Below are 26,890 nucleotides of genomic sequence, written 5' to 3'. Positions count from 1 at the left end.
ACCGAGCGGGCTGCTATTTTGCGACCAGTTCGGTCAACTGTGGCACGAGTTCGTCGGTCGCCCACGGAACACTCAGAAGGCTGACGTACATTGTCGCTGCAGTCAGGCGATTGTCGGTGATCCACAGGTCCTTGCCGTTGGCGATGACCGGCCACCGCGAGAACAGAGTGTTGGCCAATGTGCTGTCGACTTCCGACTGATCGCTTGCCCAACCGAGATACACGTCGGTGTCGATCGTGTCGAGCTTTTCCATACTGATGCCGAAAAGGAACGAGTCGCCGGCAAAGTTCTTGGCGCCGTTCACCACGTCGGGAGCGACTGTGAGCCCGAGGTTTTCGACAAACTTGACGCGCGGATCGTCCGGACCGTAGATGGCGGTTTCGGTTTCTCCTTCACGGATGTAGGAACCGAAGGCGAAAGTGACTCCGTTGAATTCGGGATGACTCGCCTTCGATTCCTGGACCGATTCCTCAACCGACTTGATCAGCGCCGCGGTCTGAGCGGGACGCCCGAGTGCCTTGCCGACATCGGTGGCGAGGTTTTGCCACGAGCTGGGCTGATACGGCTTGGTGTCGTACGGGAGGGTCGGGGCGATCGAGCTCAGGCGCTGGTAATCCTGCTCGGAGAAGCCCGAGTACGGGGCAAGAATCAGATCAGGCGCGGCATTGAGAATCTGCTCGAACAGTAGCTCGCCGCTGTCGGAGTAGTACGGCGCAGGCGTGGGCAGCGTCTGGCCCGACTTTTCGAGTTCGGCGCGGGTCCACGGCAGGAACCCGTCGGCGTCGCCGGCCCAAGAGTCCTTCTGCATCGCGATCGGAGTGACACCCAGGGCGATGACCGTGTCTGCCGCTGCGGAATCGAGGGTGAGGATCCGTGTCGGCTCCTTGTCGATGGTGGTCCCGCCGAAAGCGTGCTTGATCGTCACGGGATAGGCGCCGTCCTCGACGGCGGATGCCGATGAATTGTTTTCCTGGGCGTCCGATGACGACTGTGTGCAGGCGGTCAGAGGCAGTGCCGCCGCCAGCATGAGCGCAACAACGATTCGTCGCCTCCGCTGGGGACGAATTCTCTGACGGGCAGATCTGAACACGCGAAACTCCTCGGGATTGATCAGGGAAGTGCTTGCACGACTCAGCGCAGTACGCACGTGAGAGCAGGCTTACCTAAGTGAATGTAGGGCGCGTGCGTGTAGCGAAGGGGCCAGCCGATGTCGACAACAGGTCAGGCTCGAGTCAGTTGACAGCGGCGAGCGCATTGCCGGGGGTGTAGCCGACCGTCTTGCGAAAAGCGGCGATGAAGGAACTCGACGTCCCGTAACCGACACGGCGGCTGACGGCGTTCACACTCATTCCGGTTCCGAGCATGCCGAGGGCCGTGCTCATACGAACCAGAGTGCGCCACTGCGCAAAGCTCAAGGCGAGTTCCGCGGCAAAAATCCGGGTGACCGTACGTCGGCTGAGATTGAGAACGTGAGCCCACTGATCGAGTGATCGATCGTCGGCGGGATCCGACAGCACTTTGTCGACGAGCATCCGTAGCCGCGGATCTCGGGGGATCGGTACGTCGAAGTGAGGTGCCGATGCCGGGGTGAGGAGATCGACACAAACCTGCTGTGCCCGAAGGCGTTGTTCTGCAGGCATTCCGGTGTGGGCGAGGTGTATCAGCAGTGCCCGGGCTGCCTCACTCAGTGTCACGATGCACGGTTCGTTCCAGGCGGGAGTCCACAGCTCGGGGGTGAAGAGCGTGGCGCGGAATGCGACGTGGGGATTTGCCTGACCTTCGTGGAGGACCCCGCGGGGGATCCACAGGCCGACGCCGGGCGTGACGGTCCAGAGTTGATTGTCGATGATCATGTTGACGACACCGCGGTCGGACCAGATCAGTTCGTGCTCGATGTGAGCGTGCTCTGGCCACCGGGTGATGTGGTCGGTCTCGACGATGTACGTCGTGAGTTGGAACGGCGCCGGGACAGCGCGCGCCATCGGAGTGTGGCGGTCGGATTCCCGTAAGTGGGAATCGTCGTCCAGCTGTGGACCGTCGGCGATTTCACGAAGGGCAGGGATCAGCACCGTGGACTACCTCCAGAGCAAAGTTAGGTAAACCTTACACTGATGTGTGCAGCGATCAGTGACTCGCACCGAGTTCGATGAGAAGCACGCCTGCCGCGATGAGGCCGATCCCGACCATCATGAGCCTGGTCAGCGGTTCGCGAAAGAGAATGCGGGATGCGATTGCCGTCAACGCCACTCCACATGCGGTCCAGATTCCGTAGGCGACGCCGATGGTGAGGCCCGCGTCGAGCGCGAGGGTCAGGAAGGCGAACGCGGCGAGATACCCCACGGTGACAACCGCGAGCCATCGTTTGTCGCTGCCGTCCTGCGACGCCATCCGTAGTGACAACGTCGCGGTGACCTCGGAAATAATTGCAGCGATCAGAAATACGAAGGTCATGCTGGGTCCGCCGGCCCGCTGTCGGCGGCAGCCTGGGAGCCGAGTTCGACGCACAGCACTCCGCCGATGACCAGTGCAATCCCGACGCCCATGGTGGCCGTCAGAGGATCTCCGAAAAGGGCCGTTGCGAATACTGCGGTCAGGACAACTCCGGTTGCGCCCCAGATTCCGTATGCAACACCGAGTCCCATGCCCTCCCGCAGGACGAACGACAAGGCGGTGAATGCTGCGAGATATCCGCCGACGACCACGATGTACCAAGCCGGGTGATCGAGGGCGGCGCGCAACGACAGCGTCGCAGACACCTCGGTGAGGATCGCGGTGATCAACAACAGCCATTTCTTCACGGTTGGGATTCTGTCAGGCTCCACCGATTCCGGTCGCGCACTACGGTTGAGACATGACGTGCGTACTGCTCGGTGGAATCCGCAAAGGTGACATCCGCCACGACGCGTCGGGTGGCGATGTGGCCGCAACTCCGATCCTCGACTGGGGCCACGACGACGTGGCCCGCCTCTACGAGGACATTGCAGAAGGTGCGATCCAGTCGGCGCAGGAGTTCCTGGTGTCGGCGCATCGCAGCGTCGTTGCAAATATTCGGCCGGTGTACGGCCTCGACGACCGGCAACCCGTCTCGGTGACATTGAGTCGAGAGCGCGGATCCTGCAGTCAGAGACTGGCTATCGTCGAAGCGTTGGCTCGCCGCCGAGGTATCGCCACCCGAGTACGCGGTCTCGTACTACGCGGGGAATTCTGGTACCCGAGATTTCGGCGTCTACATGCGGTGATTCCGAAGTCAGTGCTGCTGGCGTGGCCGGAATTTCTGGTCGACGGACGCTGGCAGGACATCTCCGAGATCGTTTCACCTGCGGTGGTCTCAGCGCTCGAACCGTTCACGAATACCGGCGAGGAGACACTGTTCGACGCGATCGGACGCGCTCCGATCAGTTGGGGCAAGTCTGTTTCGTGTGATTGCTTGGACTTCTCCGAATTCGTCGACCGCGATCTGGGCACCTTCGAATCTCGCGACGTGCTCTTCGAGGAATTCGGACAGACGATGTCGACCCCCGTCAGAATTCTCGTCGACCCGGTTTTCCGGAACTGGAGTACATCCGGCTGACGCGCGACGCGAGGTCTAGGCTGTTCTGCATGTCTGTGCGTACCCCATTGGTCCCTGGAACCGTCTCTCCCGTCCTCGCTGTGCCCTCGAAGATCGAGCGGCCCGAGTACGCGTGGAAGCCGACCGCCAAAGAGGGCAACGAGCCCTGGGTTCAGACGCCGGAAACGATCGAGGCGATGCGCATCGCCAGCAAGATCGCTGCAGGCGCGCTGCAGGAAGCCGGCAAGGCTGTCGCTCCCGGTGTCACGACCGACGAACTCGACCGCATCGCACACGAGTTCATGCTCGACCACGGTGCATACCCGTCGACGTTGGGCTACAAGAGCTTTCCCAAGTCGTGCTGCACGTCTCTCAATGAGGTGATCTGCCACGGAATCCCCGACTCGACTGTGATCCAGGACGGCGACATCGTCAATATCGACGTCACCGCGTACATCAACGGGGTACACGGCGACACCAATGCGACATTCCTCGCCGGTGACGTGTCCGAAGAGAACCGCTTGCTCGTCGAGCGCACACACGAGGCAACGATGCGGGCCATCAAAGCCGTCAAGCCCGGCCGCGCGCTCAACGTGATCGGACGTGTCATCGAGTCCTACGCCCATCGGTTCGGGTACGGCGTCGTCCGGGACTTCACCGGACACGGAATCGGCGAGACCTTCCACAACGGCCTCGTGATCCTGCACTACGACGAGCCCGCGGTCGAGACGATCATCGAACCGGGCATGGTCTTCACGATCGAACCGATGATCAACCTCGGTGGTATCGACTACGAGATCTGGGAGGACGGCTGGACCGTCGTCACCAAGGACCGTAAGTGGACGGCGCAGTTCGAGCACACCTTGGTGGTCACCGAGACCGGTGCAGAGATTCTCACCCTGCCTTGAGTTCGGAGATGCGCGGCGCTCTGCTGGTAGCCGGCACAACGTCCGACGCAGGCAAGAGCGTTCTGGTGGCCGGATTGTGTCGCATGTTGGCGCGTCGAGGCGTCCGAGTGGCGCCGTTCAAGGCGCAGAACATGTCGAACAACTCCGTGGTCACGCTGGACGGCGGAGAGATCGGCCGTGCGCAGGCACTTCAGGCGCGGGCATGCGGTCTGGAGCCGAGTGTTCGATTCAATCCCGTGCTGCTCAAGCCTGGAAGTGACCGCACTTCGCAACTGGTCGTTCGGGGCAAGGCGATGACCACAGTGGGTGCTCGCGACTACATGCAGCATCGGCAGTGGCTTCGCGCCGTCGTGGCCGAAGATCTCGAATCGCTTCGATCCGAGTTCGACGTCGTGATCTGTGAAGGCGCCGGTTCACCGGCCGAAATCAACTTGCGCGCAACGGATCTTGCCAACATGGGATTGGCTGAGGCTGCGCGGATTCCGGTCGTCGTCGTCGGTGACATCGATCGCGGCGGCGTCCTGGCCCATCTGTTCGGGACCGTTGCTGTGCTCTCGCCGAGCGACCAGGCATTGATCGCGGGATTTGTGATCAACAAATTCCGCGGTGACGTTGCACTGTTGGAACCCGGACTGGAACAACTGCGCGCCCTCACCGGTCGACCCACTCTCGGAGTGATCCCGTTTGCCGACGATCTTTGGCTCGACGCCGAGGATTCGCTTGGCGTCACCGGCAATGCCCCGGTAGGGCGCCCGGGCCCACCCGTCGGTTCGGCCTGGCTCACCGTTGCTGCGGTTCGGCTCCCGCGCATCTCCAACTCCACGGACGTCGAGGCACTGGCATGTGAACCGGGCGTGGCAGTTTCGTGGGTGACCGATCCGTCGCGAATTCGCGACGCGGACCTCGTGGTGATCCCCGGTAGTAAGTCCACCGTGAGTGACCTCGAGTGGTTGCGAAGTACCGGCCTGGCCGACGAGATCGTCGCGCGAGCAGGTCGCGGGCAAGCAGTCCTGGGAATCTGCGGCGGTTACCAGATGCTGGGTAATTCCATCGTCGACGACGTCGAATCAGGATCAGGGACCACCGCGGGACTGGGTCTGCTGGACCTCGATGTCGAGTTCGCTCCGGACAAGGTGCTGGCGCAGATGACCGGTACGGCAGACGGTATCTCGGTGTCCGGGTACGAGATTCATCACGGACGCGTCGTGCGCAACGGGGACCACCCATTGCTGGCGGACTCGAGCGGTATGCCGGAAGGCAGTGTGCGAGGGCCTGTTCGAGGGACACACTGGCACGGTCTCCTGGAAAGTGACGACTTTCGGCGCAGCCTGCTGCGTGAGCTCGCGGTTCCCGGTTTTGTTGCTGCACCCGACACCGCGGTTGCCGCGGTGCGAGAACAACAACTCGACCTTCTCGCTGATCTCGTCGAGCAGCACCTCGATCAGGATCTACTCGAGAAACTGATCAACGGTGGGGCGCCTATCGGGCTCCCCGTCATTGCTTCCGCACTCGAAGCCTGAGAGCGCTCCTGCGGGTGTCGACGTGGACGCGGTAGAATAGCCAGGCCTCACTCCCGCGACGGCTCCCTAGTAGGAGTGTGCGCGGTGACAGATCAATTCGACGGCTTGCTGACCGACTTCAGTGACGAGGTGCTGGTCGACTCGGCAATGCTCGGCGATCACGCGGCCTTCGACGTCATCGTCCGCCGATACGGCCCGCACTTGTATCGATTTGCCCGTCGACTGCTCGCGAGCGAGAGTGACGTCGACGACATCGTCCAGGAAACCTGCGTCGCTGCGTGGCGCCAACTTCCGGGGTTTCAGCGGCGCTCGAGCACCAAGACCTGGTTGTTCGCGATCTGTTCTCGCAAGATCTCGGATTTCTATCGAAAAGTCGGCTCCTGCGCCGCCGATATGGACGAACTCCGGGAAGAAGCTGATCCCCGTTTGCGTGATCCGAGCGAAGAAGTCTGCGGCACAGCATTTCTCGACGCCCTGGAATCCGAACTCGATCGCCTGCCACTGCGTCAGCGTGCTGCCTGGGTCTTGCGAGAAGTGGAGGGCATGACGTATCCACAGATCGCTGTTGTCCTGGAACTGAGTCCGGACGCGGTTCGTGGCCAGCACACTCGGGCGAGGCGGAATCTCGGTGTCGCACTCGATCGATGGCGATGACGACTCGGCGGTTTGCCGGGTTCTGTCACCGAACTCACTCTCCTTGGTGCTCGTGAAGCTGGAAGAATGCTTCGTCGTGGATACCGCTTTCGACCCCAGAGGCTTCGACCCGAGAACCGAGGATTCGGTGCCGTCGGTACTGCCGGACGATGCGACGGCAACGGGTGCTGACGTCGCCGTCGAGGCTGCGGAAACTCGGCTGACGGCACGTGCAGTCAGAGAGTTGCTGGCAGCGCTCGGGGGAAGTATCGGCGACGAGGACGAACTCGTGGTTCTGCTCCAGCGCGCCGTCGAAATCGCGAACGACGCCATCGACGGCGCCGACAGCATCGGCGTCACCATCGATCTTGCCGGGCAGACCTACACCGCCGTTCATACCGATTCGCGGACCCTGCGCGTCGACATCGAGCAATACGACGCCGGCGACGGACCATGTCTGCACGCGGCTCGAACCGGTGAAACCGTAGTCGTTGATGCCGAGACCAGCGCAGAACGCTGGCCGCGGTTCGCGGCTGCCGCGAAGGACGAAGGGATCAAGTCCTTTCTCGCGGCGCCGCTCTTCACGCCGGATCAGCGACTCGGTTCGTTCAACCTGTACGGACGTGCCCCAGCGGCCTTCGACAGCGTCGATGCGGAAGTCATGGAGATTCTCACGACAACAGTCTCACGCGCGATCGGAGACTTCTCCCGTTTCAAATCTGCCAAGGCGGTAGCTGACGCCTTGCAACGCGCGCTCGAGACTCGGGCGCCGATCGAACAGGCCAAAGGCATGCTGATGGCCATCCATCGGATCGATGCCGACACCGCATTTCACATGCTGCGCAGGCAGTCTCAGACCACGAACACCAAGTTGCGTGACGTGGCAGCCGAGATCGTCGAGACGTATTCCGCGCCGCCCACCGCGGTCTAGTTCGACGGAGACCGACGTACGGCCTCGAGCGCGACGACCACGCTCGCGGCGACAACCACGTGCATCAGCGCGAGCGTGACCGTGCTGGCGGCGTCGAAGTCCGCGGCAATGGTCAAAGCGATGGTGCCGAGCGCCACGACTGCACCCACGATCTGGGCGATGCGGATGATCGGCTCCCACTTCAGTGAGATCAACATTGCGAGCGACAAACCGACCAGCAGTGGCACCACCGTCAATGTGATGACCCCACCAGGCGCGACGCTCGCCGGCTTTCCCTGATCTGTCATCTCGAAGGATCCGCCCAATGCGAGGCCGATCAACCACAGGATCAGATTGACGACGAGAGCAATTACCGTGGCGCCGAGTACGGCACGTGGCTTGGTGAGGTGGAGGTTGTGTGCGGTTGACGTGATTGCAGACATGGTGTTCTCCCGGCTCGATGCGATGGTCTTGTGACGTCGCTCTGGTGAATAGACCCGCCGGCGGGGAGAAACTCATCGCTGAGGTTGACTATTGCCCGTCGACGACGGGCACTGCGGTGCCGGTGACCGAGATACCGCCGTCGACTGGGATGTCGACTTCGAGCACACTGGGACGCCCGACGTGTCGGCCCTGGTGGATGGTGATCCGCCGCGGAGTGGCCGCGGGTTCGAGTTTGCGCAGGTAACCGCCGGTCGATGCCGCTGCGGACCCGGTTGCGGGATCCTCGACGATGTTTCCCACCGGAAACAGATTTCGGGCTTCGAAGGTGTTGTCGTCGAGGGGATGCAGGATCGTCACCGTGCCGGCCCACCCCTGCGCGTCCATCAGAATTCGCATTGCGGATGGATCGAAGGTGAACTCGTCGAATGTCGACTGATCACGAAGTACGACGATCGGGTGAGTGTTGCCGGCGTACGAAAGCATTGCGGGATACCGCGCGTCGAGCGCAGACGAATCGACGCCGATGAGCCCGAGCAGCGCTGTCAGCACGGCGTGATCGATCGGCGAGACCGACGGTTCGACGCTGGTGAAGGTCGCGGTGGACCTTCCGTCCTCGTCGGTCGCCGTGTCGATGGATACCGGTCCGATCGGTGTTTCGAATGTGAAGGTTCCCTCACCGTCTCGCTCGGTGAGAGCGATGGCCGTCGCAATAGTGGCATGACCGCAGAACGGTACTTCGGCGATAGGGGAGAAGTACCGGATCCGGCTGTGGCGCGGGTTGCCTCCGAGCACCGGTTCGATGAGGAACGCCGTCTCGGCATACCCGATTTCGGCTGCAACAGATTGTAATTCGGAGTCGTCGAGTCCGCGCGCGTCGAGCACTACGCCGGCCGGATTACCGCCGGCCGGATCCGAACTGAACGCAGTCAGCCGGAGGATGTCGCGAGAAGTTGCCATGTCGACCATCTTTGTCCGCTGTCGTCCATCGGGGGAAGAGACATTGCGCGATTGCGGTCCGCGATCTTCGAACTGGACTGCCTCCGGAACAAACCGGCCGCACGGCGTCGTTGGTGCAGACATGAGCAATGACACAGACACCGACGACGCGTTGTTCGCACTCGTGGCCGAGGGAAAACAAGGTGTGTTGGCAACCGTCAAGCGTGACGGCCGCCCACAGTTGTCCAACATCATTTACCGCTGGGATGACGAGTCGAAGACGGCTTCCGTGTCCATCACAGCCGATCGCGCCAAGAGTAAAAATGCGATCCGTGATCCGCGGGTTTCCCTCCACGTCAGCGCGCCCGACTTCTGGAGCTACGCCGTGATCGAAGGACTTGCTGTGGTGACACCCGCAGCGGCCGATCCTCACGACGAAGTGTCGGACGCCCTGGTCGAGCTGTACCGGGACATCAGCGGCCAGGAGCATCCCGATTGGGAGGAGTACCGCGAAGCGATGGTGGCAGAGCGTCGACAGATCCTCACGGTGCGCGCTGATCACGTCTACGGAATGACGAGGCTCCCCAAACCGTCCGGTACCTAGACCCGCGCCCCACTGGAGTTCGGCCCACCCCCACTTTCGAGCGAACGGTACGCCCGTCGCCTCAGATGCGCCGAAAGCCACTTTCGCTCCGAGTGGAGGCGGTACAGAGCGAACAATTCGGGCTCGTAGCGGCGCGTGAATGTATGAGTGGTCATACTTCTGTCGACTCCAGGGTCCTCCACTGTGTGGATCGCGTACCGTTTCCAGACATGGAATTGACTCGAGTAGCGGTGGGCAGTGGTTCGTGCACCGTTCGGATCGACGGGCCGGTCAGCAAGCATGCGGTACTCCTGCTTCCCGGCAAGGGCGACCCCGTCGACTTGTACGACGATGTGTGCGAGCGACTGCACCATTCGGATCTGCGGACCGTCGCGGTGGAATCGATCGAGAATCTCGACGAGACCTCGGCAGTGGTACTTCTGGACGAGTTGAACATCGCCTGGGTGAACCTGGTCGGTCACCGGGAGGGCGCCGATCTCGCGTGGCTGTTGGCTGCACGTCAGTTCGGCCGCTTCGCGAGTTTGATCGCCGTGGACCGTGGACATCCGTCGGCCAGCGATATTGCCGGCGTACCGCCGGTCGAGGTTCCGACCACCGTAGTCGTAGGCAGTGGAGGTCGGGCCATCGCCGACGCCAGCGGTCGTTTCGTGTACTCCGACTTCCGCGTGACGGAACTTCCGGGTGTCGACGACGTCGTCAAGTCGGCACCGGCCGAACTCGCAACCGAGATCGTGCTGCGTACCAGCCCCTGGTGAAACTCTGACCTACGAAAAGGCGGGCGCTCCCATTGCGAGGAGTGCCCGCTTTTTCGGCGTCATAAGGGCTGCGGGGCTCAGATGTCGAGGCCGAGCAGCGCGTTCTCGACCACTTCGGCCAGGGCCGGGTGGATCCAGTACTGGCCGCGCGCCATGTCCTGAGCTGACAAACCGAAGCTCATCGCCTGAATGAGCGGCTGGATGACGGTCGGAGCCTGCGTACCCATGACGTGGGCGCCGAGGATGCGTCCGGTGCCGCGCTCGGCGATCACCTTGCAGATGCCCTCCTGATCCTCCATCGCCCAGCCGTAAGCGACGTCGCCGTAAGCCTGCACCTTGACGGTGATGTCGAGTCCGGCGTCGCGAGCCTGCTTCTCCGTCATTCCGACGTCGGCGATCTGCGGGTCGGTGAATACGGCTGCCGGCACGAAGCGGTGATCGGTGCTGCGAAGCCCGGACGTGTCCTTCCACGCGTCCTGGAGCAGGTTGTGTTGAACAACGCGCGCTTCATGGTTGGCGACGTGCTTGAGCTGGTACGGCGAGGAGACGTCACCGAGTGCGAAGACGCCCTCGGCGGTGGTGCGTTGGTATTCGTCGACCACGATCGAGCCCTTGTCGTCGAGTTCGACGCCGGCCTTGTCGAGACCGAGTAGGTCACCGTTCGGCTGACGACCGACCGCGACGAGGAGAACGTCACCGGAAACGACTGTGCCGTTTGCCAGTTCGACGGCGATGTTGTCGCCGTCGCCGCCTACCGACGTGAGGGGGGAGCCCAGATGGACGTCCCACTTCTGTTCGGCCAACTCGGTGAAGCGCTCGGAGATCTCGTCGTCGAGGTGCCGCAGCAGTCGCTGGCTGCGACCGATGATCGACACGCGAGAACCCAACGCGGAGAACACGTGTGCGAACTCGGTGGCGATGAATCCGGAGCCGACGATCACGAGGTGCTCGGGAAGTTCGGGCAGTCGCATGATGTCTTCGTTGGTGTAGTACTTCACACCACTCGACGCGATCTCGTCCGGGATGATCGGACGCGAACCGGCTGCGATGACCACCTGGTCAGCGGTGATCGTCTCGCCGGTTCCGGTGTCGATCGTCTTGTCGCCGGTGAACGTGGCGTGGCCGCGGTAGACGGTGGTGTTGGGACTGTCTTCGCTGCGGTACCGCTCACCACCTGCAGAAATGGGATCGATGCGGCCGAAGACACGCTTGACGATGTCGGACCAACGAACGCCGTCGAGCGTGGCGTCGACGCCGTACTTCTCGGCAGTGGTGACGGTGCGTGCCACCTCGGCGGCGTAGACGAACATCTTGGTCGGGATACACCCGACATTGAGGCACGTTCCGCCGAAGGTGCCCTCTTCGAGGATTGCGATCTTCTTGCCGTCGAACCGCTCGTCTGGCAGCGAGTTTCCGGATCCGCTGCCGATGATTGCAAGGTCGTAGTGCGTCACTGCGCGATCTCCTGTGTGTTGCTTGCTGTGCTTGCCGAATTTTCTGCGGCCGGCGTGAGGTGGCCGTCGAGCCACTCCAACCACAGGTCGAGTTCGGAAAAGGCTGTGGCCAAGGGCTTCTCGGTCGAAAGGAACACGTCGTGACGGGCGCCGTCGATCGGGACGATGGTGGTGCGATCGCCGAGGCAACCGGCCCAACGTGCGATCTGCTTGACGTCGAGCACGGAATCGGCGAGGTCGACGCTCGGGTTGTACGCCTTCGCGAACTGTGACTTCTTCGAGCGCAGAATCAGCGCGGGCACTCCGATGTCGAGGCCGCGGTGAAGTTTTGCGTGACCCGCTCGGACGGCCCGCATCCAGCCGAAGGTAACGGGGCAGCCGGCCAGTGGCTTCCAGTCGAGGTTGTAATCCCAGACGCCGTTGGCCGAAACATGAAGACTGGAACCGTAAGTCGGTAATCCAGTTCCCGGGATCACCGTCTTCGCCGATACCCGTCCGAGCGCATCGATCGCCGTAGTACCGACGTTGCGCACCACTGAGGGACCCTGAAGGTCGAACCAGGGGCTGTTGAGTACCAGCCCGCAGATTCCGGCGCCGTCGCTGCCACCGGGCTTGCGCTGCAAACGGTTCAGCCAGAGCGGAACGATCAGACCGCCGGTGGAGTGCGCCATGAGCAGCACCTCGCTGCCCTCGGTCTCGCTGCGGACGATGCGCAGCGCTTCGTTCAGTTCGGCGTCGTAGAGCGCAAGGTCGGAGACGTAATGAGCTGTGTGCCCCGGTTTGAGGGAGCGGCCGCACTTACGCAGGTCGAGTGCGAAGAAGGCGTAACCCTGCTCGGCAAAGTGCTCGGCGAGGTGCTTCTGGAAGAAGTAATCGGTGAAGCCGTGCACGTACAAAACGGCACGGTGTGTCTTCACCGCCTCCTTCTGCGGTTGGTAGCGGACCAGTGTTGCGTCCACCTCGCCTTCGCCGTCCGGATCCGTTCCGAGCGGGATCGTCAGCTGCTGATATCCGTCACCGAGGACGTCTGGAACCCAAGTAGTCACAAATCACAATCTAATCGTCGTTTCGAGTGCGCGTTGTAGAGCACAATTGGGGGTGGTGAACCGCGCGTGTACGCACGGGTAACCTATTCGGCGTAACACAGCAGGCGGATGCGCGCACGGCTAATGACAAGGAAGTCGATTCTCCAGTGTCGAATCAGAACGCGGTAGAGACGAAGACGGATGTAGTGCTCGTGGGCGCAGGCATCATGAGCGCCACGCTGGGTGCATTGCTGCGCCAGCTGCAGCCCGACTGGTCGATCTCGACCTTCGAGCGGCTCGATGCCGTCGCAGCCGAGAGCAGCGACCCCTGGAACAACGCGGGAACCGGCCACTCAGCCCTGTGTGAGCTCAATTACACACCTGAGAACTCGGACGGCACGGTCGACATCAAGAAGGCCGTCAACGTCAACGAGCAGTTCCAGGTGTCACGCCAGTTCTGGGCACACGCGGTAGAGCAGGGCGTCCTGACACAGCCCAAGGAATTCATCAACCCCATCGCGCACGTGAGCTTCGTTCACGGTGAGGCCAACGCCAAGTACCTCCGTGCTCGTTACGACGCACTTGCCGGCCACACGCTCTTCCGCGGTATGGAGTACATCGACGATCCGGCCGAGTTCAGCAAGCGTTTGCCGCTCATGGCCAAGGGACGCGACTTCTCCGATCCCATCGCCCTGAACTGGAGCCAGGACGGCACCGACGTCGATTTCGGAGCGCTCACCAAGCAGCTCATCGGCTACATCGGCAAGACCGGCGGCAAGATGTACTTCGGCCACGAGGTCACCAACCTGACCCAGAACTCGGACAAGTCCTGGACCGTCAAGGTCACCAACCGTCGCACCGGTGAAAAGCGCACCGTTCGCTCGCGCTTCGTGTTCGTCGGTGCCGGTGGCGGCGCCCTGCACCTGCTGCAGAAGTCGGGCATCAAGGAAGCCAAGGGCTTCGGTGGCTTCCCGGTCAGCGGTGCCTTCCTGCGATGCACCAACCCCGAACTCATCGACCAGCACAGCGCCAAGGTCTACGGCAAGGCTGCCGTTGGCGCCCCGCCCATGTCGGTGCCTCACCTGGACACCCGTGTCATCGGCAACAAGCCGGGTCTGCTGTTCGGTCCCTACGCTGGTTGGTCGCCGAAGTTCCTCAAGCAGGGTCGCGTCACGGACCTGCCCGGCTCGGTCAAGCCGAACAACATCCTCTCGATGCTCGGTGTCGGTGTCAGCGAGCTCGGCCTGGTCAAGTACCTGGTCAGCGAGCTTGCCAAGAACGAAGCCGGTCGCATCTGGGATCTGCGTGAGTTCGCGCCCAAGGCGCAGGCCCAGGACTGGGAACTCATCACCGCGGGCCAGCGCGTCCAGGTGATCCGCCGTGCCAAGGGCAAGGGTGGTGTCCTCGAATTCGGTACCGCTGTGGTCGCCGCTGAGGACGGTTCCATCGCCGGCCTGCTCGGTGCTTCGCCCGGTGCGTCCACGGCCGTCCCGGCGATGCTGGACGTACTCGAGCGCTGCTTCCCGACCGAGTTCCAGGGTTGGAAGGGCAAGCTCCGCGAGATGGTTCCGTCCATCGGCGTCAAGCTCACCGACAACGAAGGCCTGTTCAACCAGGTCTGGGATTGGTCCTCGAAGGTTCTCGAGCTCGATTCCGCCGGTGCTTCCGAATCGGCTCCGGTCGCGGATACCGCCGCGACTGTGTGATAGTCCAACCCATGACGGCAACAGCAGCTTTGAAGCGTTCATGGGCACTCGATCTCGACAACAAGACGTTCTACGAGTTGTTGAAGCTTCGAGTGGAGGTCTTTGTCGTCGAGCAGGCTTGCCCGTATCCCGAGTTGGACGGGCGGGACCTGCTGACGGAAACACGCCACTTCTGGCTCGAGCAGGACGGCCAGGTGGTGTGCACGCTCCGGCTGCTCGAAGAGCACGACGACGGAAACAAGAGCTTCCGAATCGGACGCCTGTGCACGTCGCGTCAGGCTCGCGGCCAGGGCCACACGACCCGCCTCCTGCAGGCCTCACTGGCCGAGGTCGGCGAAGCGCCGTGTCGGATCAACGCCCAGACCTACTTGGTCGAGATGTACGCCAAGCACGGATTCAAGGCTGACGGCGAAGAGTTCATCGAAGACGGCATCCCGCACACCCCGATGCGTCGTGGTGGGGGAGAGCCTTTCGTGGCCGTCAGCTAGTTTGTCGGAGAATTGACCCTGGTCGGCTCGTGGGAAAGCGAGCCGACTAGGGTTTTTTCGATACCGAATGTTCGCGGGGAAGTCCTGTTCGATCCAGGCGCGGTCCCGCCACTGTGAAAGATCTCTCCTCTACCGATAAACCGGGAGATCTCAGCCAGGTTGCCGCGACATTCGAGTGCAGCCAAATTCTCGGCGAGGAAACCGAGAGGTGGAGGGATATCGACGTGCGAAGTGAAGAAGATCGACCAGTGGCGGGCTTCCCGTTCAGTGCTGTGGTCGGCCAGGATCAATTGCGATTGGCGCTGATCCTGTGTGCGGTGCATCCAGGGATCGGTGGGGTCCTGGTCCGCGGTGAGAAGGGAACTGCCAAGTCGACGGTCGTGCGCGCGCTGACTGCGCTGCTGCCCGCGGTCGACGACGCCGGAACGAGACGACCGGCCCGCTTGGTCGAACTGCCCGTGGGCGCCACCGAAGACCGGGTGATCGGTTCGATCGACCTGGAGAAGGTTCTGCGTGACGGTGAGCGCGCATTCCAACCTGGACTGCTCGCCGCTGCTCACCAGGGTGTTCTGTACGTCGACGAGGTGAATCTGCTTCACGACCACCTGGTCGACGTGCTTCTCGACGCCGCGGCGATGGGCCGGGTTCACATCGAGCGTGACGGCATCTCCCATTCGCATCCGGCCAAGTTCGTACTCGTCGGCACGATGAATCCCGAAGAGGGAGAACTGCGTCCGCAACTTCTGGACCGTTTCGGTCTGGCTGTCGACGTCGCCGCTTCCCGCGACGTCGACATTCGCATGGAAGTGGTGCGTCGCCGACTCGACTACGAGCGTGACCCCGATGCATTTGTCGCTCGGTACGTATCCGCCGATGAGGAGTTGGCGTCCGAAATCCTCACGGCGCGTGAGAAATTGGACTCGGTCGAGCTGAGCAACCGCGAACTGCGTCGTATCGCCTCGCTGTGTGCGTCGTTCGACGTCGACGGTATGCGCGCGGACTTGGTGCTGGCGCGCACCGCGACGGCCCACGCTGCCTGGCGCGGCGACAGTGAAGTCACTGCGGAGGACGTACGAGTAGCGGCGGAACTGACGCTGCCGCATCGCCGCCGCCGCGATCCGTTCGACGAGCCCGGCTTGGATCAGCAGCAGTTGGACGATGCGCTCGAGCAGGCCGATCAGGATGCTCAGTCGCAGGTAGAGGACGACGCGCGCGACGGAGAGCCCGAACCTCCCGAGAATCCCGAAGACCGTGGCCCGGAAGATGGCGGCTCCGATGACGGCGGTCCCGGAGACGAAGGGCCGGACGACGACGGGCCTGACGACGACGGCCCGGACGACCCTGACGGACCTGGTGGGGGAGTGCGCGCCACCGATCGTCCCTCGGCTCCACCGGCCGGCGAATTCAAGGCCAAGCTCCTCGAAGTTCCGGGAGTCGGTGAAGGTGCACCGGGACGACGCTCGCGGTCCATGTCGTCCCGTGGACGAGTTGTGCGGTCCACGCGGGAGCGTGGGCACGGATTGCATCTGACGAGCACGGTCTTTGCCGCAGCCGAGTCTCAAGTTGCCCGTGGTCGCACTGCTGGACGGTTGCGGCTGGCACCGGCTGACCTCCGCGGCGCGATACGTGAAGGGCGAGAAGGCAATCTGATCGTTTTCGTTGTCGACGCGTCGGGGTCGATGGCAGCACGCGACCGCCTCTCCGCGGTCACCGGTGCGGTTGTCTCGTTGCTCCGCGACGCCTATCAGCGCCGCGACAAGGTCGCCGTCATCACTGTCCGTGGTCGTGAAGCGGAGCTCGTACTGCCGCCGACATCTTCGGTGGACATCGCTGTCCGTCGCTTGCAGTCGATGCGTACCGGCGGCAAATCCCCACTCGCAGAGGGATTCCTGCGTGCTCGCGAAGTGGTTCTGCGTGAACGACTTCGTGACCCGCAGCGTCGCGCCCTCGTCGTCACACTCACCGACGGCCGGGCAACCGGCGGCAAGGACGCGCTGCACCGCGCCCGCGTCGCCGCGCATCTTCTCGCCGACGCGTCCGTCGCGTCCATCGTCGTCGACTGCGAGACCGGCCTCGTGCGTCTGGGGCTGGCGGCGGAGTTGGCGCGAGAACTACGTGGCGGATACGTCCGCCTCGCCGAATTGTCAGCGCAGCAGGTCGCGGGTGTCGTCCGCGCCGCAGCCTAGATCCCAGTTCAGGAGTTCACGATGCCCAAGGGTGTTCCCGAGACAGTTCCCGACGACGGTCTGACCACGCGTCAGCGTCGTAACGCGCCGGTACTTGCCGTGCACACCGGCCCGGGAAAGGGTAAGTCCACCGCCGCTTTCGGCATGGCGCTGCGTGCCTGGAATCAGGGGTTCGACATCGGCGTGTTCCAGTTCGTGAAGAGTGCCAAGTGGAAGGTCGGAGAGGAAGCCGCGTTCCGCGCGCTCGGAAACCTGCACGACGAAACCGGCGTCGGTGGGCCGGTGCAGTGGCACAAGATGGGCGAAGGTTGGTCATGGACACGCAAGGCCGGTAGCGAGGAAGATCATGCTGCTGCCGCTGCGGAGGGTTGGCAGGAGATCGCGAGAAGGCTTGCGAGCGAGGAACATCGATTCTATGTCCTCGACGAGTTCACCTATCCGCTCAAGTGGGGCTGGGTCGACGTCGACGAGGTCGTGCAGACACTGCGTGATCGTCCGGGCAACCAGCACGTTGTCATCACGGGACGCGACGCCCCGCAGGCGTTGATCGACGCCGCCGACCTCGTGACCGAGATGACCAAGATCAAGCACCCGATGGATGCCGGCCGAAAGGGCCAACGGGGCATCGAATGGTAAGTCCTTCCACTCCGGCCGTGGTGATCGCCGCTCCTGCCTCGGGTAGCGGAAAGACTACGGTGGCAACGGGATTGATCGGCGCGCTGCGACGGTCCGGTAGCAGCGTTGCGCCCTTCAAGGTGGGGCCGGACTACATCGACCCGGGTTATCACGGACTCGCGGCAGGGCGGCCCGGACGCAACCTCGACACTGTTCTGGTGGGCCCGGATCGCATCGGACCGCTCTACCGGCATGGAACCGCTGGTTGCGACATCGCCGTGGTCGAAGGCGTCATGGGTCTGTTCGACGGGAAGATCGACGAGGCAAACTCGCAGCCGTCGGCGGAGGGATCGACGGCGCAGGTCGCGTCGATCCTCGGTTCGCCGGTAGTCCTCGTGATCGACGCCCGTGGGCACAGTCAGAGTCTGGCCGCCGTACTCCACGGCTTCGCGACCTACGACGCAGGTGTGCGCATCGGCGGCGTCATTCTCAATCGCGTCGGGAGCGCTCGTCACGAGCAGGTGTTGCGTCATGCGTGCGACAAGGTCGGCGTCGCAGTGCTCGGAGTTGTGCCACGGTTGACGGAACTCGAAGTTCCCTCCCGGCACCTCGGCCTGATTCCGGCGGCCGAGCACGGCGCCGCCGCTGTGGCCGCAGTGGACGCGATGTCCGACTTGATTGCCTCGCACGTCGATCTGGGTGCTGTTCGCGCACTGGCCGCCTCGAACGTGAGTGCAGCTGCATGGGATCCGGTTGCCGAGGTCGGCGCACACGCAGAGTCTCGGCCTGTGGTTGCCATGGCGGGTGGCCCGGCCTTCACCTTCGGCTATGCCGAGCACCGGGAGCTGTTGACTGCCGCCGGCGCGGACGTGCAGGTGTTCGACCCGTTGCGGGACGAGCTTCCTGCGGGAACTGCCGCTCTGGTCCTTCCCGGTGGCTTCCCGGAAGAACACGCGGTAGACCTTGCGGCCAATACCGTTCTGCTGCAGCAGGTTCGCGATCTGGCGGACGGCGGTGCACCGATTCATGCAGAGTGTGCGGGCCTGCTCTACCTCGCTCGCAGCTTGGACGGTCACAGCATGGCCGGTGTGGTCGGAGTGGATGCGACGTTCGGGAAACGCCTGACCCTCGGGTATCGCGAAGCAGTCGCGATCAGCGACTCCAGCCTCTTCGACGCAGGCTCCCGCGTCACCGGTCACGAGTTCCACCGAACGTCTCTCGTCTCGGCAGACGCGGACGGTTGCGGAAGTGCGTGGGGGTGGCGGCCCTGGGACGGCGGCAGTGTCCGCGAAGGGTTTGTTCGCGGTGGCGTCCACGCGTCGTATCTGCACACTCATCCGGTGGGGCAGCCCGAATCGATCGCGAAGTTCGTCGATGCCGCACGGCGATGACCTCTGTATAGGCGTGGGATTCACGACGAGTGTCACCGCGAAGGACATCGTCGCTGCGGTGAAGGCTGTGCCCGCGGCGCAAGGGAAGATCGTGGTACTCGCCACTGTGGCGGCAAAAGCTGAGTCTTCGGCTCTTCTGACAGCGGCCCTTGAACTGAACGTCCCGATTGTGAGTTTCGCCCCGGACGTACTTGCGCGAGTTCAAGTTCCGTCACCATCGCCTCGCGTCGAGAACGCCGTCGGAACGGCAAGCGTCGCGGAAGCGGCTGCGATCCTCGCGTCCGGGGGCGGCCGACTTGTGCTGGCCAAGACTGCCAGGGATGGAGTGACCGTGGCCGCGGCCCGTAAAGTTCCCTCCAGCTTGACCAATTCTGACAACGAAACGGAGTGCGAGTGAGCGAGTCCACCGCAGACGAGACCAACTACCTGGTCGGCCTCAACCTGACCGATCGACGCGTGGTCGTGTTCGGTGGCGGCACTGTGGCTCAGCGCCGACTCGGACTGCTGGTCGCCTCTGGTGCCCGCGTTCACGTCATCAGTCGCGCGTTCACTCCAGCCGTCGAAGGTATGGCCACTGCCGGTCAGATCACGGTCGAAGAGCGTCCGTACGCCGACGGCGACCTCGAAGGTGCGTGGTACGCCATCGCCTCGACCGACGAGCCGGAAACCAATGCGGCGATCGTCGCCGAAGCGGAGCGTCGCCACATCTTCTGCGTGCGCGCCGACAACGCGAAGCACGGCACCGCCGTCACTCCCGCGAGCGCCGAGTACGACGGTATGAGCATCGGAATTCTGGCGGGCGGCGATCACCGTCGTTCGGCAGCGGTCCGCACCGCCGTCGTCGAGGGTCTTCAGTCGGGCGTGCTCGCCGATACGGCCGAGCCTGCCGCTGCGGGTGTTGCTCTCGTCGGTGGTGGCCCCGGTGATCCCGATCTGATCACCGTGCGCGGACGCCGTTTGCTCGCCCGCGCCGACGTCGTCGTGGCCGACCGATTGGCTCCGCCGGAGTTGCTCGCCGAACTGGGTCCGGACGTAGAGGTGATCGACGCCGCGAAGATCCCGTACGGCCGTGCCATGGCTCAGGAGGCCATCAACGCCGCGCTGATCGACAACGCGAAGGCAGGCAAGTTCGTGGTCCGCCTCAAGGGCGGGGACCCGTACGTCTTCGGACGGGGATACGAAGAACTCGAAGCGTGTGCCGCTGCCGGCGTTCCGGTGACCGTAGTGCCCGGAATCACGAGCGCGATCTCGGTCCCGTCGGCCGCAGGCATCCCGGTCACCCACCGCGGCGTCACCCACGAGTTCGTCGTCGTCAGTGGGCACGTGGCTCCGGATCATCCGGATTCGCTGGTCGACTGGTCGGCGCTGGCCAAGTTGCGCGGCACGATCGTGCTGCTCATGGCGGTCGAGCGCATCGATCAGTTCGCGAAGGCACTCGTCGACGGTGGACGCCCGGCAACCACGCCGGTCACCGTCATCCAAGAGGGCACGCTGCGCACTCAGCGTGAACTTCGGGCCGATCTGGCGACCGTTGCTCAGCGCGTCAAGGACGAGGAGATCAAGCCTCCGGCGATCATCGTGATCGGGCCGGTCGCGGGCTTTTCCGTCGACGCTGGGTAACGTGAAGTCTTGTGTCTGACTCCCCAACATCTGAAACCGCTTCGGCGAATGCCCCGGTAGCGACTCGAGTCATCGGGCTTGCCATCATCGTCCTGAGTGGTTTGCAGATGATGGTGGTGCTCGACGGTACTGTCGCGAACCTCGCTCTGGCGCCATTGCAGGCCGACCTCGGGCTGAGCGACAGCGGCCGCAACTGGGTGTTGACCTCCTACGCGCTTGCGTTTGGTGGGCTCATGCTCCTCGGTGGTCGGCTCGGCGACGCGTTCGGACGCAAGAAGATGTTCATCGCGGGAGTCTCGCTGTTCACGGTGGCGTCGTTGCTCTGTGGACTCGCCCTGAACGAGGGCATGTTGATCGCAGCGCGGGCGCTTCAAGGTGTCGGCGCAGCCGTGGCGTCGCCCACTGCCTTCGCCCTTGTTGCCACGACTTTCGCCGCGGGTCCGGCTCGTAATCAGGCCATCGCGATTTTTGCCGCCATGACGGGCGTCGGATCGATCGCCGGTCTGATCATCGGCGGCGCATTGACCGAGGTGTCGTGGCGTCTGATCTTCCTCATCAACGTCCCGATCGGCATCGCGCTCGTCGGCATGGCGTTCCGCGCCCTTCGCGAGACGAATCAGACGCGTCTGGCTTTGGATGTCCCCGGCGCGATCCTCGCGACCCTCGGTTGTACCGGTGTTGTTTTTGCTCTCACCGAAGGCCCGGAAATGGGATGGGGGAGCATCGCCGTCATCGGTGCATTGGCGGCCGGATTGGTCGCCCTCGCCGCCTTCCTCTTTGTCGAGCGAACTGCAGACAACCCGCTCTTGCCCTTCTCGTTGTTCGCCGATCGCAACCGTGTCGCGACGTTCCTCGCCATCTTCTTCGTCGGTGGCGCGATGTTCAGCATGACGGCCTTCGTCGCACTGTTCGTGCAGGACATCATGCAGTATTCGCCGTTGCGTGCCGGTATCGCGTTCATTCCGTTCGCGTTCGGATTGGGCGCCGCCGCGTCGGTTGCTTCCAAGCTCGCCGTGAAGGTTCAACCCCGCTGGCTGGTCCTCACCGGCGTCGTGATCATGATCGTCGGACTCCTCTACGGCTCTACTCTCGATTCCGACTCCACCTACCTGGCCAACTTGTTCGTGCCCGTGATCGGGATCGGATTCGGTATCGGCCTCGCGATGGTGCCCTTGCCACTGTGCGCGATCGCCGGTGTCCCGGAGACCGAGATCGGCCCGCTGACCGCAATCTCCCAAGTTGCCCAGACGCTCGGTGGACCATTGGCGCTGTCGGTGATCGGTGCAATGGCGACGTCCAAGACGCTCTCGCTCGGCGGCACTTCGGGCAAGGCAGCGGACATGAATCCGGCGCAATTGATCGCACTCGGAGAGGGGTACACCTTCGCACTTGTGGGCTGCGCGGTCTGCGCCGTGTTCGCCGGTATCGCGGCGCTGTGCATCAGGTTCACACCTTCTCAGGTAGCCCAGGCTCAGGCTGCGGAGAAGGCAGCTCAGGGAATCGCCTGATCAGTCCTGTTTTTCCGCTTCGCTAGCCGATACGATCGTTGCAGGACGTGCCGAGAGTCTCGACGGATCGGGGTGCCGTGATGCGGATCGCGGACATATTGCGAAACAAGGGCAACAGCATCGTCACGATCGACGCCCACACGACGGTCAACGGGCTGCTGTGCGATCTTGCCCGCCACAACATCGGAGCCATGGTGGTGGTCGACGACGATGCGGTGGTCGGCATCATTTCCGAACGCGATGTCGTTCGACGCCTGCACGAGCGTGGCCCGGACCTTCTCGGGATCCAGGTTTCCGAGGTCATGACCGCTCTGATGTACACGTGCGTTCCGGCAGACGCAGTGGACAGCATTGCCGCGATCATGACCGAGCGTCGAATCCGGCATCTGCCGGTGATCGAGGACGGCAACCTCCTCGGCATCGTCAGTATCGGTGACGTGGTGAAGAGCCGCATCGACGAGCTCAAGAGCGAACGCGATCAGCTCGAGTCGTACATCGATCAGGGCTGATCGATAGGTTGTCGCACGGTGACTACTCTCGTGTGATGGCCGCATTCCAGGAATCCACAGCAGACACGGTCACCATCGTGGCCGGCCTCGAGAGCACGTTCGCCGACGAACTCGGCGCTCTGACGGTGCCGTGGCAAGGTGCTGCCGCCCCTGACCCGCAGTTGCTCGTGGTGAACGAGCAGCTGGCTGCGTCGTTGAGATTGGACGTAGCAGCGCTGCGAAGTGTGGACGGGATCGGCGTCCTGTCCGGGTCGACGGTGCCGGACGGGGCCACACCGGTGGCGATGGCGTATGCGGGTCATCAGTTCGGTGGGTATGCACCAATTCTCGGAGACGGTCGGGCGTTGTTACTCGGCGAACTCGTCAGCAGTGCCGGGCAGCGAGTGGACTTGCATCTGAAAGGCTCCGGGCGCACACCGTTCTCTCGGGGCGGCGACGGGTATGCGGTCGTAGGGCCGATGCTGCGCGAATATCTCGTCAGCGAGGCGATGAATGCCCTCGGTGTCCCCACTACGCGCGCGCTGTCGGTGGTGGCGACGGGCCGAGACGTTCGCCGCAACGGCGCAGAACCCGGTGCCGTGCTTGCACGGATCGCGTCGAGTCACCTACGCGTTGGGACCTTCGAGTTCGCGGCCCGGCAGGGCGAGGTCTTGCAGCCGCTCACCGACTACGCGATCGCCCGGCACTACCCGGAGCTGACCGAACTTCCGTCAACGGGTACACACAATCGCTATCTGAGGTTCCTCGAGGCGGTCGTCGAGGCGCAGGCGTCACTGGTGGCGAGGTGGATGCTCATCGGTTTCGTGCACGGGGTCATGAACACCGACAACACGACAATTTCGGGAGAGACCATCGATTACGGTCCGTGCGCCTTCCTCGACGCATTCGATCCGGCGGCAGTGTTCAGCTCGATCGACCACGGGGGCCGCTATGCGTTCGGCAATCAGCCCGCTGTACTGAAGTGGAATCTGGCGCGCTTGGCAGAAACACTGTTGCCGCTGATCGATTCCGCACCCGACAATGCGATTTCCGCGGCGTCGGCAGTTCTCGAGACCTTCGACGAGCGCTACGAGGGACACTATGCGGCCGGTCTCGCGGCAAAGATCGGTCTGGCCCAGCCGTTTGTCGATCGGGCGCTCGTCGACGATCTGCTGACGTTGTTGGCGGAACACGGAGCTGATTGGACAGGCAGTTTCCGCGCACTCGCAGACGAATTGCGCGGAAATTCGGCGCCTCTCGACCAACTCGTGCCACGGGAGCACATCGCGCCCTGGTTGCAGCGGTGGCAGGGAGCCCTGACCGAAAACGGACAAGGGGCCGCGGAGACCGCGAGCGCGATGGATCGCGTCAACCCGCTGTACATTCCGCGTAATCATCGGCTCGACGCTGCCCTGCGCGCCGCGACCGACGGCGACCTCGCTCCATTCGAGAAGCTGCTGGAGGTTGTCACGCATCCATTCGACCGACGCGACGAGTGGGCTGACTACACCGAGGCGGCTCCGCGGTCTTTCAGCGAGACGTTCCAAACCTTCTGCGGCACTTGACAGACGAAGCCATCAATCCGTCAGGATGATCAGTTCACGCTCCGACGCGATTTCCACCCGCAGGCCGGCCTTCGACGCCACCCGCGCGACACCCTTGATGTCGGTCGGTTCGGCACGCGAGACCACCAGCGCACGGGCGAGCAGACCCTTGTGGTGCTTGTTGAAGTGACTGACGACAGTGCGGGTGCCGTCCGGCTTCTCGGTGAGGACCGTTGCGATCAGTGCGTCTGGAACCGGTCCGAGGTCTTGGTAGGTGCCGGACCGTAGATCGATGACAAGGCCGTCGGCTTCGGCCGCCAAGGCCTTCGGCAACTCCGGCTTCCATAGTGAGCGGAGCGTGCCCATCCCGGGCAGCTTGGACCCGCCGGAAAGGCGGTAGGCGGGGATCAGATCTCCCGCACGGACTGCACCGAACAGAGCGGAGCCGATCGCGATCCGATCGAGAGCCTTGGCCTTCTGGGCGCGAGTGAACGACTTTGCGTCGAGGGCGTCGAAGAGCACGCCGGTGTAGCGCTGCAGTGCGGGCCGCGTCGCGGACACCCACAGCTTGGCATTGCGCTCCACTTCGTCTGCTTGCGTCGGGCCGAGCCCGAGCGCTTCGCATGACGCCTCGACGTCAGCGGCCAGATCGACCAGCGTCTGAACCAGCAATTCGCGCGTTTCGGTCAACTGGGGCATCGACAGTTCGGCCAGATCGAGGGGCGCATCCTTGCCGCCGTCGGACTTGGTTTCTGAGGGAGGCAGCAGTACAAGCACGCTGTAACCGTACCGAGGCCCGCTCGGCCGACTGCGGCGACTATCCTTACACCTCGTGATTACCCGTCTGTCCCACCTGTTCCTGCGTACCCTGCGTGACGATCCCTCGGACGCCGAAGTTGCCAGCCACAAACTGCTGGTTCGTGCCGGCTACGTGCGTCGTATCGCTCCAGGCGTCTACTCGTGGTTGCCGCTGGGATTGCGGGTGCTGCGCGAGGTAGAGCGTGTCGTCCGTGAAGAAATGAATGCAATTGGCGGACAGGAAATCCTGCTGCCTGCGCTGCTCCCGCGCGATCCCTACGAAGCGTCGAACCGCTGGACCGAGTACGGCCCCAACCTGTTCCGCCTCAAGGACCGCAAGGGCAACGACTACATGCTCGGCCCGACCCACGAGGAGCTCTTTGCTCTGACGGTCAAGGGTGAGTACAACTCCTACAAGGACTTCCCGGTCACCCTGTACCAGGTGCAGACCAAGTACCGCGACGAAGAGCGTCCGCGTGCCGGCATTCTGCGCGGCCGCGAGTTCTTGATGAAGGATTCCTACTCCTTCGACCTGACCGACGAAGGCCTGACGGAGTCGTACCAGGCGCATCGCGGCGCCTACGAGAAGATCTTCACGCGTCTGGGCGTCAAGTACGTCATCGTCTCGGCCACCTCCGGTGCGATGGGCGGCAGCGCGTCCGAGGAGTTCCTTGCCGAGAGCGAGATCGGCGAAGACACCTACGTCCGCTGCCTCGAATCCGGCTACGCCGCCAACGTCGAGGCCGTCAAGACTGTTGTTCCCGATTCGATTCCGTTCGACGGGCTGCCCGAAGCCAAGGTGTACGACACCGCGAACACACCCACCATCGACACCCTGGTGGACTGGGCGAACGGCGCTGATCTCGGCCGTACCGTCACCGCCGCCGACACACTCAAGAACATCATGGTCAAGACCCGCCTGCCCGGCGGCGAGTGGGAACTGCTCGGTATCGGCATCCCCGGCGACCGTGAGGTCGACGAAAAGCGCCTCGAAGCTTCGCTCGAGCCGGCCGAGTTCGTGATGATCACCGAGACCGACTTCAAGAACAACCCGTTCCTGGCCAAGGGTTACATCGGCCCGAAGGCTCTGCAGGCCAACGGCGTTCGCTATCTTGTCGATCCGCGCGTCGTCGACGGCACCAGCTGGATTACCGGCGCCGACGAAGACGGCAAGCACGTGGTCGGCCTCGTTGCCGGTCGCGACTTCACCCCTGACGGAACCATCGAAGCCGCCGAGGTTCGTGACGGCGACGCCTCTCCCGATGGAGCCGGCACGCTGGTCTCGGCTCGCGGTATCGAGATCGGGCACGTTTTCCAGCTCGGCCGCAAGTACACCGACGTCTTCACCGTCGACGTCCTCGCCGAGAACGGCAAGCCCGTCCGCCCGACCATGGGTTCGTACGGCGTCGGCGTCTCGCGTCTGGTGGCCGTCATTGCCGAGCAGCATCACGACGAAAAGGGCCTGCGCTGGCCTGCCGAGGTTTCACCGGCCGACGTCTACCTCGTCATCGCGAACAAGGACGAGACCGCGCGCGAAGGCGCCGAAGGCCTCGCCGCGCAACTCGACCGTGCCGGACTCGAAGTAATCCTCGACGACCGCAAGGCATCGCCGGGCGTGAAGTTCAAGGACTCCGAGCTGATCGGCGTTCCACTGATCGTTGTCGTCGGACGCGGTTGGGCCGACGGCAAGGTCGAAATTCGCGACCGCTTCACCGGCGAGAGCCGTGAGATCGACGCCGACTCGGCGATCGAGGAGATCATCAGCGCAGTTCGCGGCTGATTCGAATAGTCGTCTGGGCCGCCGCAG

The 26,890-nt window shown here is 63.5% G+C and carries 27 protein-coding genes; 18 read left to right on the top strand and 9 right to left on the bottom strand.

The genetic code is table 11. From position 1 onward, the window contains the following. Nucleotides 1-13 precede the first annotated feature (13 nt). The 4 genes from P3G66_RS05950 to P3G66_RS05935 form a co-directional block, all read right to left on the bottom strand. Nucleotides 14-1,090 carry an iron-siderophore ABC transporter substrate-binding protein gene (locus tag P3G66_RS05950; protein ID WP_223304443.1) on the bottom strand — a complete coding sequence of 359 codons (1,077 nt, stop codon included), beginning with the start codon at nucleotides 1,088-1,090 and terminating at the stop codon, nucleotides 14-16. Nucleotides 1,091-1,232: 142 nt separating this feature from the next. Beyond that, nucleotides 1,233-2,069, bottom strand: coding sequence for an AraC family transcriptional regulator (locus P3G66_RS05945; RefSeq protein ID WP_058038643.1), 837 nt, complete (start codon nucleotides 2,067-2,069; stop codon nucleotides 1,233-1,235). Between the two features lie 55 nt (nucleotides 2,070-2,124). Continuing rightward, a complete protein-coding gene (locus P3G66_RS05940) occupies nucleotides 2,125-2,451 on the bottom strand; it encodes an SMR family transporter (RefSeq protein WP_003942819.1) in 327 nt (108 codons plus the stop codon). Then, entirely contained in the window at nucleotides 2,448-2,798 is a 351-nt protein-coding gene (locus P3G66_RS05935; protein WP_003942817.1) for an SMR family transporter, read from the bottom strand. The genes P3G66_RS05940 and P3G66_RS05935 overlap by 4 nt, the downstream gene beginning before the upstream one ends. Nucleotides 2,799-2,851: 53 nt before the next feature. Between P3G66_RS05935 and P3G66_RS05930 the strand changes: the two genes are divergently transcribed. The 5 genes from P3G66_RS05930 (at nucleotide 2,852) to P3G66_RS05910 (ending at nucleotide 7,542) form a co-directional block, all read left to right on the top strand. Next, complete coding sequence (locus P3G66_RS05930) at nucleotides 2,852-3,571, top strand: transglutaminase domain-containing protein (RefSeq protein WP_065455632.1); 720 nt, start codon at nucleotides 2,852-2,854, stop codon at nucleotides 3,569-3,571. A gap of 29 nt (nucleotides 3,572-3,600) precedes the next feature. Continuing rightward, nucleotides 3,601-4,458, top strand: a complete 858-nt coding sequence (gene map, locus P3G66_RS05925; RefSeq protein WP_007734970.1) for a type I methionyl aminopeptidase — start codon at nucleotides 3,601-3,603, stop codon at nucleotides 4,456-4,458. Between the two features lie 8 nt (nucleotides 4,459-4,466). Further along, on the top strand, nucleotides 4,467-5,978 hold the full coding sequence (locus P3G66_RS05920; protein ID WP_276116306.1) for a cobyric acid synthase: 1,512 nt from the start codon (nucleotides 4,467-4,469) through the stop codon (nucleotides 5,976-5,978). 84 nt (nucleotides 5,979-6,062) lie between these two features. Next, complete coding sequence (locus P3G66_RS05915) at nucleotides 6,063-6,632, top strand: sigma-70 family RNA polymerase sigma factor (RefSeq protein WP_007734974.1); 570 nt, start codon at nucleotides 6,063-6,065, stop codon at nucleotides 6,630-6,632. Between the two features lie 76 nt (nucleotides 6,633-6,708). Next, nucleotides 6,709-7,542 carry a GAF and ANTAR domain-containing protein gene (locus P3G66_RS05910; RefSeq protein ID WP_054188597.1) on the top strand — a complete coding sequence of 278 codons (834 nt, stop codon included), beginning with the start codon at nucleotides 6,709-6,711 and terminating at the stop codon, nucleotides 7,540-7,542. Here P3G66_RS05910 and P3G66_RS05905 read toward each other — a convergent pair. Together P3G66_RS05905 and P3G66_RS05900 are read right to left on the bottom strand one after the other, a co-directional pair. After that, on the bottom strand, nucleotides 7,539-7,964 hold the full coding sequence (locus P3G66_RS05905; protein WP_054188580.1) for a DUF6069 family protein: 426 nt from the start codon (nucleotides 7,962-7,964) through the stop codon (nucleotides 7,539-7,541). The genes P3G66_RS05910 and P3G66_RS05905 overlap by 4 nt on opposite strands. Nucleotides 7,965-8,052: 88 nt before the next feature. Next, nucleotides 8,053-8,922 (bottom strand): PhzF family phenazine biosynthesis protein, encoded by an 870-nt coding sequence (locus P3G66_RS05900; RefSeq protein WP_232319098.1) that lies wholly within the window; start codon nucleotides 8,920-8,922, stop codon nucleotides 8,053-8,055. A 121-nt stretch (nucleotides 8,923-9,043) separates the two neighbouring features. On the opposite strand from P3G66_RS05900, the gene P3G66_RS05895 reads away from it, so the two are divergent. Continuing rightward, entirely contained in the window at nucleotides 9,044-9,505 is a 462-nt protein-coding gene (locus P3G66_RS05895) for a PPOX class F420-dependent oxidoreductase (RefSeq protein ID WP_073512279.1), read from the top strand. Between the two features lie 209 nt (nucleotides 9,506-9,714). After that, nucleotides 9,715-10,260: a hypothetical protein gene (locus P3G66_RS05890; protein WP_003942671.1), complete on the top strand. Its 546-nt coding sequence runs from the start codon at nucleotides 9,715-9,717 to the stop codon at nucleotides 10,258-10,260. Between the two features lie 77 nt (nucleotides 10,261-10,337). On the opposite strand, the gene mtr is transcribed toward P3G66_RS05890, so the two are convergent. Further along, on the bottom strand, nucleotides 10,338-11,714 hold the full coding sequence (gene mtr, locus P3G66_RS05885; protein WP_054828013.1) for a mycothione reductase: 1,377 nt from the start codon (nucleotides 11,712-11,714) through the stop codon (nucleotides 10,338-10,340). Further along, on the bottom strand, nucleotides 11,711-12,760 hold the full coding sequence (locus tag P3G66_RS05880) for an alpha/beta hydrolase (protein WP_030535628.1): 1,050 nt from the start codon (nucleotides 12,758-12,760) through the stop codon (nucleotides 11,711-11,713). Before P3G66_RS05880 ends, mtr begins: the two co-directional genes overlap by 4 nt. A gap of 146 nt (nucleotides 12,761-12,906) precedes the next feature. Here P3G66_RS05880 and mqo point away from each other — a divergent pair, with 146 nt between their 5' ends. From mqo to P3G66_RS05830, 10 genes are all read left to right on the top strand, one after another. Then, on the top strand, nucleotides 12,907-14,445 hold the full coding sequence (gene mqo, locus P3G66_RS05875) for a malate dehydrogenase (quinone) (protein ID WP_003942820.1): 1,539 nt from the start codon (nucleotides 12,907-12,909) through the stop codon (nucleotides 14,443-14,445). A gap of 11 nt (nucleotides 14,446-14,456) precedes the next feature. Next, nucleotides 14,457-14,933: a GNAT family N-acetyltransferase gene (locus P3G66_RS05870; RefSeq protein WP_064444665.1), complete on the top strand. Its 477-nt coding sequence runs from the start codon at nucleotides 14,457-14,459 to the stop codon at nucleotides 14,931-14,933. Between the two features lie 224 nt (nucleotides 14,934-15,157). Then, nucleotides 15,158-17,119, top strand: a complete 1,962-nt coding sequence (locus P3G66_RS05865) for a magnesium chelatase subunit D family protein (RefSeq protein ID WP_064444666.1) — start codon at nucleotides 15,158-15,160, stop codon at nucleotides 17,117-17,119. Nucleotides 17,120-17,140: 21 nt separating this feature from the next. Then, nucleotides 17,141-17,755, top strand: a complete 615-nt coding sequence (gene cobO / locus P3G66_RS05860) for a cob(I)yrinic acid a,c-diamide adenosyltransferase (RefSeq protein WP_003942784.1) — start codon at nucleotides 17,141-17,143, stop codon at nucleotides 17,753-17,755. Then, nucleotides 17,749-19,125, top strand: a complete 1,377-nt coding sequence (locus tag P3G66_RS05855) for a cobyrinate a,c-diamide synthase (RefSeq protein ID WP_064444481.1) — start codon at nucleotides 17,749-17,751, stop codon at nucleotides 19,123-19,125. Before cobO ends, P3G66_RS05855 begins: the two co-directional genes overlap by 7 nt. Nucleotides 19,126-19,138: 13 nt before the next feature. Then, a complete protein-coding gene (locus P3G66_RS05850; RefSeq protein WP_082920707.1) occupies nucleotides 19,139-19,522 on the top strand; it encodes a cobalamin biosynthesis protein in 384 nt (127 codons plus the stop codon). Then, nucleotides 19,519-20,745 (top strand): uroporphyrinogen-III C-methyltransferase, encoded by a 1,227-nt coding sequence (cobA, locus tag P3G66_RS05845; RefSeq protein ID WP_007735001.1) that lies wholly within the window; start codon nucleotides 19,519-19,521, stop codon nucleotides 20,743-20,745. The genes P3G66_RS05850 and cobA overlap by 4 nt, the downstream gene beginning before the upstream one ends. 107 nt (nucleotides 20,746-20,852) lie before the next feature. Then, complete coding sequence (locus P3G66_RS05840) at nucleotides 20,853-22,253, top strand: MFS transporter (RefSeq protein WP_228402275.1); 1,401 nt, start codon at nucleotides 20,853-20,855, stop codon at nucleotides 22,251-22,253. 80 nt (nucleotides 22,254-22,333) lie between these two features. After that, nucleotides 22,334-22,762 (top strand): CBS domain-containing protein, encoded by a 429-nt coding sequence (locus tag P3G66_RS05835; RefSeq protein ID WP_007735005.1) that lies wholly within the window; start codon nucleotides 22,334-22,336, stop codon nucleotides 22,760-22,762. A 35-nt stretch (nucleotides 22,763-22,797) separates the two neighbouring features. Then, complete coding sequence (locus tag P3G66_RS05830) at nucleotides 22,798-24,306, top strand: protein adenylyltransferase SelO (protein ID WP_165638318.1); 1,509 nt, start codon at nucleotides 22,798-22,800, stop codon at nucleotides 24,304-24,306. Between the two features lie 12 nt (nucleotides 24,307-24,318). On the opposite strand, the gene yaaA is transcribed toward P3G66_RS05830, so the two are convergent. Then, the gene (yaaA, locus tag P3G66_RS05825; protein WP_007735009.1) at nucleotides 24,319-25,062 is read right to left on the bottom strand and encodes a peroxide stress protein YaaA; all 744 of its coding nucleotides are present in this window, start codon (nucleotides 25,060-25,062) and stop codon (nucleotides 24,319-24,321) included. Nucleotides 25,063-25,117: 55 nt separating this feature from the next. Here yaaA and P3G66_RS05820 point away from each other — a divergent pair, with 55 nt between their 5' ends. Further along, a complete protein-coding gene (locus P3G66_RS05820) occupies nucleotides 25,118-26,863 on the top strand; it encodes a proline--tRNA ligase (RefSeq protein WP_054188575.1) in 1,746 nt (581 codons plus the stop codon). The last annotated feature ends 27 nt before the right edge of the window (nucleotides 26,864-26,890 follow it).

The organism is Rhodococcus sp. C3V (assembly GCF_029269915.1).
Classification (GTDB): Bacteria; Actinomycetota; Actinomycetes; order Mycobacteriales; family Mycobacteriaceae; genus Rhodococcus_F; species Rhodococcus_F qingshengii.
Note: the sequence above shows the minus strand (reverse complement) of the source record. Positions and strands in the feature narration are given on the sequence as shown.

What these genes read in the sequence shown, in the direction of transcription:
- P3G66_RS05940 (WP_003942819.1), bottom strand. Translation starts at nt 2,451, where the DNA reads ATGACCTTCGTATTTCTGATCGCTGCAATTATTTCCGAGGTCACCGCG.
- P3G66_RS05930 (WP_065455632.1), top strand. Translation starts at nt 2,852, where the DNA reads ATGACGTGCGTACTGCTCGGTGGAATCCGCAAAGGTGACATCCGCCAC.
- map (WP_007734970.1), top strand. Translation starts at nt 3,601, where the DNA reads ATGTCTGTGCGTACCCCATTGGTCCCTGGAACCGTCTCTCCCGTCCTC.
- P3G66_RS05920 (WP_276116306.1), top strand. Translation starts at nt 4,467, where the DNA reads ATGCGCGGCGCTCTGCTGGTAGCCGGCACAACGTCCGACGCAGGCAAG.
- P3G66_RS05905 (WP_054188580.1), bottom strand. Translation starts at nt 7,964, where the DNA reads ATGTCTGCAATCACGTCAACCGCACACAACCTCCACCTCACCAAGCCA.
- P3G66_RS05900 (WP_232319098.1), bottom strand. Translation starts at nt 8,922, where the DNA reads ATGGCAACTTCTCGCGACATCCTCCGGCTGACTGCGTTCAGTTCGGAT.
- P3G66_RS05895 (WP_073512279.1), top strand. Translation starts at nt 9,044, where the DNA reads ATGAGCAATGACACAGACACCGACGACGCGTTGTTCGCACTCGTGGCC.
- P3G66_RS05890 (WP_003942671.1), top strand. Translation starts at nt 9,715, where the DNA reads ATGGAATTGACTCGAGTAGCGGTGGGCAGTGGTTCGTGCACCGTTCGG.
- P3G66_RS05870 (WP_064444665.1), top strand. Translation starts at nt 14,457, where the DNA reads ATGACGGCAACAGCAGCTTTGAAGCGTTCATGGGCACTCGATCTCGAC.
- cobO (WP_003942784.1), top strand. Translation starts at nt 17,141, where the DNA reads ATGCCCAAGGGTGTTCCCGAGACAGTTCCCGACGACGGTCTGACCACG.
- P3G66_RS05855 (WP_064444481.1), top strand. Translation starts at nt 17,749, where the DNA reads ATGGTAAGTCCTTCCACTCCGGCCGTGGTGATCGCCGCTCCTGCCTCG.
- P3G66_RS05840 (WP_228402275.1), top strand. Translation starts at nt 20,853, where the DNA reads ATGATGGTGGTGCTCGACGGTACTGTCGCGAACCTCGCTCTGGCGCCA.
- P3G66_RS05835 (WP_007735005.1), top strand. Translation starts at nt 22,334, where the DNA reads ATGCGGATCGCGGACATATTGCGAAACAAGGGCAACAGCATCGTCACG.
- P3G66_RS05830 (WP_165638318.1), top strand. Translation starts at nt 22,798, where the DNA reads ATGGCCGCATTCCAGGAATCCACAGCAGACACGGTCACCATCGTGGCC.